The sequence below is a fragment of the Legionella yabuuchiae genome (assembly GCF_900640115.1).
Taxonomy (GTDB): Bacteria; Pseudomonadota; Gammaproteobacteria; order Legionellales; family Legionellaceae; genus Legionella_A; species Legionella_A yabuuchiae.
Window position 1 is genome coordinate 1 of sequence record NZ_CAAAIW010000056.1, and the last position, 2,759, is coordinate 2,759.

Here is a 2,759-nt window from a genome sequence, read left to right on the forward strand (position 1 = left end):
GGCCCGCTGGTGTCAAGGAACACTATGAGGCTGTTACTGAGCTTAGCTGGACTGAAGAGGAACTAAAACTTGGTAAAAAAATTCGGCTGAAGGGAATGCTTAGTGATTTTTATATGAAACTGTTTCGCGTGCCTGTTTCTACCAACAGGACTGATTATATGGCCACTAACGACCCATCTCAACACTGCAGTCATGACACTCAAAATGTGTGTGCTATGCGCTGGTATATTGAGCAGTTTCATCGGGAAATTAAACAGCTAACTGGCGTCGAAAAATGCGAGTGTCGAAAGCAACGTATACAGAGAAATCATATTGCTTGCGCATTACTTGTTTGGGTTAAAATGAAACAAAGAGCTTACAAAACAAAAGAAACTGTCTATCAGATAAAGAAAAGTCTCTTGCCTAATTATTTGATTCAAGAGTTTAAAAGTCCATCTGTTTTGATGAGTTTTGCGTAAGTCCTGACTTAAAAACCTGCATGAAGCCAAAAATAGACTGATTGCTAAAGCTAAAAAACGGGGTCGAATCAAACGTGCTGCTTTGAAATTAACGAACGCATCCCGACGTCAAAAAAATTTCTTTACCAGCAAATCAGTAAAACGCTTTTAAAAGACCTTAAAAAAATACGCCAAAATTACGCCAAGGAACGAAAAAATCTGCTTGATTTGCATCAAAACAAAACTTGGGCTGACTGGTTACGACATCAAGCCGAACTTGGCGATAAGGATGCCTTAATGGCTCTTCGTTATCGCAACCGAAAAAACCAGAATCAATATTCTTTATCTGGCGTGTCATCCGCTTTTTCTTCGGCTGATGTTAAGCAAATTGATTCGATTACGAAGGAAGGAACTGAGATTTATAAATTGGGCCAATCGGTCATCAGAAACAACGGCCAAGAAATTAAAATATCGAAAGGTGTCTCCATTGCTTCATTAAAAAAAGCCATTGAAATGGCCAAGCAGAGCTATGGCGATTGCATTCAAGTGAATGGCTCGCCACTTTTTAAAACGATCATTCTTCAAATCACCGCCCAAAACAACATCCCAATAACTTTTGCTGATCCAGAGATGGAAACTCAGCGCAAAAAAATGATTTCAGAACAGGAGAAAAACGATGAGCCACCAAGACGAGACCGACTTTATGATGGAAGAAGAACTTCAAGAGGCGATGAAGTTGTTGGAGCAGCCATTGAAAGAGGCCAGTCAATCAGAAAAAAGCCCAACCCTGTCATCATTAGACAAGGCCCGCCAGCCAAAAATCAAAACAGCCTGCGAGACCTGCCCCAACTCGATGTGGTTCAGCTCTCCGACCGAGGTAAAATGCTACTGCCGGATCATGCACATGATCAGTTGGAGCGGAAAAGAATCCAATTTGATAACCATGTGCGACGGCCAATTTGTGGATTAAAGTCGAAGGGGAAAAATCACAAATGTTAAAAAACTTTAATGAATAAGTCTTTATAACTTTAGCTATTTATTGTTAGCGTAAAATTTTATTTATCCAAAGAAGGTTATTTTGGTGAAATCAAATTACCACCATAATGTGTAATTAAGATTCACAGGTTATAATAAATATAGGTTATGATATTGGTGCTATTATTATGCGAGTTAAAACAGATAAAATTAATTTGCCAAACCTAGGTGAAATGGATGAATTCGGATCATTAGATGCTGAAACACTAAAAGCTAATCAAGGGCAATTAAGTGCTTATATGAAAGAAGCCCGAGAGCATTTAGAAGCATTTAGAAGCATTAAAGCACGAGCTTTACCAGACTATTGATGCAGGATTTAATGACGCTAGTGGTTACAACTTGGATTCAGATAAACAATCTAACGTTGACTATACAACGAAGCCATCTGCGTTTCTTGAAAAAGCCTACACCATCCAGGCTTATGATAATAACGGTAAGTTAATTGAGAATCGTCACCAAACATATATTGATGCTGGCACGGAATTTTGGAAATATTGTGATAATCCCCCCCAAAAATCTACATTAAATGAAGATAAAGTCTTGCTAAACGATGCTGGTAGATTAGTTGGTGCAATCAATTCTGCACTGAGCCAAATAAACCATATAGAACAAAAATTAAAAGAAAATAATCATGATAGTGCCGCCGCGCTTTTGCCCGCGTTGAAGGGTAGTGCGCAAACAGTATTAGACTCGGCTAAGCAGTCAAAAATAATTGACGTCATTCCAAACCAAAATGTCTTTCAAAAGGCTCTCTCAGGCTTGAAGGATTTTGTTGATGGAATAAAGCAATTATTTGCAAATATTGGTAAAAATGAAGAAGAAATTAATAAAGAAAAATTTAAAGAAATAAAAGAAAAATACCAACAGGTTATTGCAACCCCAGTGGAAGGAAAGAAAAATGAAGATAAAGAACATAAAGAAGAGCCGACCACTGGCCCGACCAACCAATAGAACTTTATATTCTACACAATAGTTAAGTTAATTGTTGGTGTTTAGAAAAAAGTTAAAATCCTTCATACTTTCATCGATGACCGTACGTGCCTGACTGTAAAGTTTTTCAAGCATCTCACGCTGACCGGCTTTCCAATAACGCTCAAAATACTGGCAGGCCATTTTCATTTTTGTGGCACCAATGTAAACCGCACCGCCTTTGATTTTATGGGCCAATTTTTGGGTTTTATCGGGTCTACACCAATTAAGGGGGCACTTTAATCAAGTTAGTATAAACTAACTCCTTGATTTAGCGATCAAAAGGAGATTAAAGTGCCCAAACATGATCTTATATTA

At 38.1% G+C, this 2,759-nt stretch carries 4 protein-coding genes and 1 pseudogene; 4 read left to right on the forward strand and 1 reads right to left on the reverse strand.

Annotation, left to right across the window (positions count from 1 at the left end; all coding sequences use genetic code 11):
* From E1O47_RS12345 to E1O47_RS11985, 4 genes and pseudogenes are all read left to right on the forward strand, one after another.
* Window positions 1–458 (forward strand): annotated as a pseudogene (locus tag E1O47_RS12345) (IS701 family transposase); the annotation flags it as partial.
* A gap of 207 nt (window positions 459–665) precedes the next feature.
* Window positions 666–1,436, forward strand: coding sequence for an LPD7 domain-containing protein (locus E1O47_RS11975; RefSeq protein ID WP_242602113.1), 771 nt, complete (start codon window positions 666–668; stop codon window positions 1,434–1,436).
* 164 nt (window positions 1,437–1,600) lie between these two features.
* Window positions 1,601–1,780, forward strand: coding sequence for a hypothetical protein (locus E1O47_RS11980; protein ID WP_133131468.1), 180 nt, complete (start codon window positions 1,601–1,603; stop codon window positions 1,778–1,780).
* Window positions 1,781–1,811: 31 nt separating this feature from the next.
* Window positions 1,812–2,423, forward strand: coding sequence for a hypothetical protein (locus E1O47_RS11985; protein WP_133131469.1), 612 nt, complete (start codon window positions 1,812–1,814; stop codon window positions 2,421–2,423).
* A 27-nt stretch (window positions 2,424–2,450) separates the two neighbouring features.
* Here the strand turns inward: E1O47_RS11985 and E1O47_RS11990 are convergent, their stop codons facing one another.
* The gene (locus tag E1O47_RS11990; protein WP_341272538.1) at window positions 2,451–2,639 is read right to left on the reverse strand and encodes an Hpt domain-containing protein; all 189 of its coding nucleotides are present in this window, start codon (window positions 2,637–2,639) and stop codon (window positions 2,451–2,453) included.
* Between the last annotated feature and the right edge of the window lie 120 nt (window positions 2,640–2,759).

Coding starts and splice junctions, on each gene's coding strand:
- E1O47_RS11980 (WP_133131468.1), top strand. CDS start 1,601: ATGCGAGTTAAAACAGATAAAATTAATTTGCCAAACCTAGGTGAAATG.